Source organism: Kitasatospora sp. NPDC007106, from assembly GCF_040634455.1.
GTDB lineage: Bacteria > Actinomycetota > Actinomycetes > Streptomycetales > Streptomycetaceae > Kitasatospora > Kitasatospora arboriphila.
On sequence record NZ_JBEYFP010001239.1, the window covers coordinates 1 to 1,383 of the forward strand.

The following is a 1,383-nucleotide window of genomic DNA, read 5'->3' on the forward strand; positions in this document are numbered from 1 at the left end:
CCATATATTTATTGTGGTTACTGTTGTTAAGAGGTGTGATATCCCGAAGGGGCCGACGTGACGGCCCCGCCCGGCCCCGCGGTGCCGGCCGGGGGCGGGTCAGGCTCCGCTGCCCGAGGTGGTGGAGCGGATGCCGCTGACGATCGCGTCGATGGTGCCGAACGGGGGCGCCTGCGGGTCGTCGTCCACGCCGCCGTGCATCAGCACGAAGCCGCTGCCGTGGGCGTCCGGCACGGCCACCATCAGCACGTAGCCGGCGGCACCCTGCTTCGGCGTGACGTGCCAGCGCACCGCGTAGCCGATGGCGCCCGCGACCACGATCGGCCCGGAGGCCATCTCCTCGTGGCCGGTGAGGTCGCCGAAGATCCGCGGGGCGTACTCGGCCATCTGGGCCTTCGCGACCGTGGCCGCGTCGGTCCCGGGCACCGACACCGTCTCGACCGAGAACTGGCCGCGGATGCACTGCGACTCCATGCCGCAGTCGTACGGGCCGGTGACCTCGTAGACGGCGCTCGCACCGCTGCTGGCGTGCACCGTCCAGCCGGTGGGCCGCGGCACGCGCCAGCCGTGCACCACGTCGGTCATCGTGCTGCCGGCCAGCGGCGGCGTGCTGCTGCGCGGGCTGGGGCTGGTGCGCGGCAGGCTCGGGCTCGTCCGCGGGGAGGCGGAGAAGCTCACCGGCGGCGGTGCCGTGACCACCGGCGGATCGTCGTCGCCGCCCGAGGCCACCAGCACCACGGCGGCCACCACGGCGAGGGCCAGCACGCCGCCGGCGATGCCGATGATCAGGCCGTTGCGGTTCTTCGGTCCGGTCGCCGTCGACGGGTAGGCGTACGGCGGGCCGGGCTGCGGGTAGCCGTACTGCCCCGGCTGCTGCTGCGGGTAGCCGTACCCGGGCTGCGGGACGGCCTGGCCGCTCCAGGCCTGGGTCGGGGCGTCGGCGATCTGCGCGGGCTGCGGGGCCGCTGCGGACTGGGCGGCCCGGACCTCGGCGGTCCAGGCGTTGCCGTCCCACCAGCGTTCCTGCGCGGTGCCGCCCGGCCCGGGCTCCGGGACCGGGTACCAGCCGGGAGGAATCGATGTGCTCACGGCCGTACGGTACCGGTCCCGGGGCACGGCCCGGCAGGGGAGGCAAGGTCACGACTTGGACCGGCCGGGCGCCGGCGGCCCCTGGCGGGACGTCAGTCGGCCAGCGGACGGCCCATCCAGACGTCGTCCACGTAGGCGCCGTCCAGCAGGAACTCCTCGCGCAGCACGCCCTCCACCGTGAAGCCGCAGCGCTCGTACAGTCGGCGGGCCGGGGTGTTGTGGCCGAGCACCCGCAGGGTGATCCGGCGGGCCCCGGCCGCGGCGGCTGGCACCTGGAGCTCACCCGCGACCCCG

2 protein-coding genes are annotated in these 1,383 nt (G+C 74.8%); both read right to left on the bottom strand.

Going from position 1 to position 1,383, the window contains the following annotated elements:
• Window positions 1-99: 99 nt before the first annotated feature.
• On the bottom strand, window positions 100-1,089 hold the full coding sequence (locus ABZ641_RS37465; protein ID WP_344626656.1) for a DUF2510 domain-containing protein: 990 nt from the start codon (window positions 1,087-1,089) through the stop codon (window positions 100-102).
• Window positions 1,090-1,181: 92 nt separating this feature from the next.
• The coding region (locus ABZ641_RS37470) for a GNAT family protein (RefSeq protein ID WP_359989060.1) at window positions 1,182-1,383 on the bottom strand (202 nt) is incomplete at its 5' end.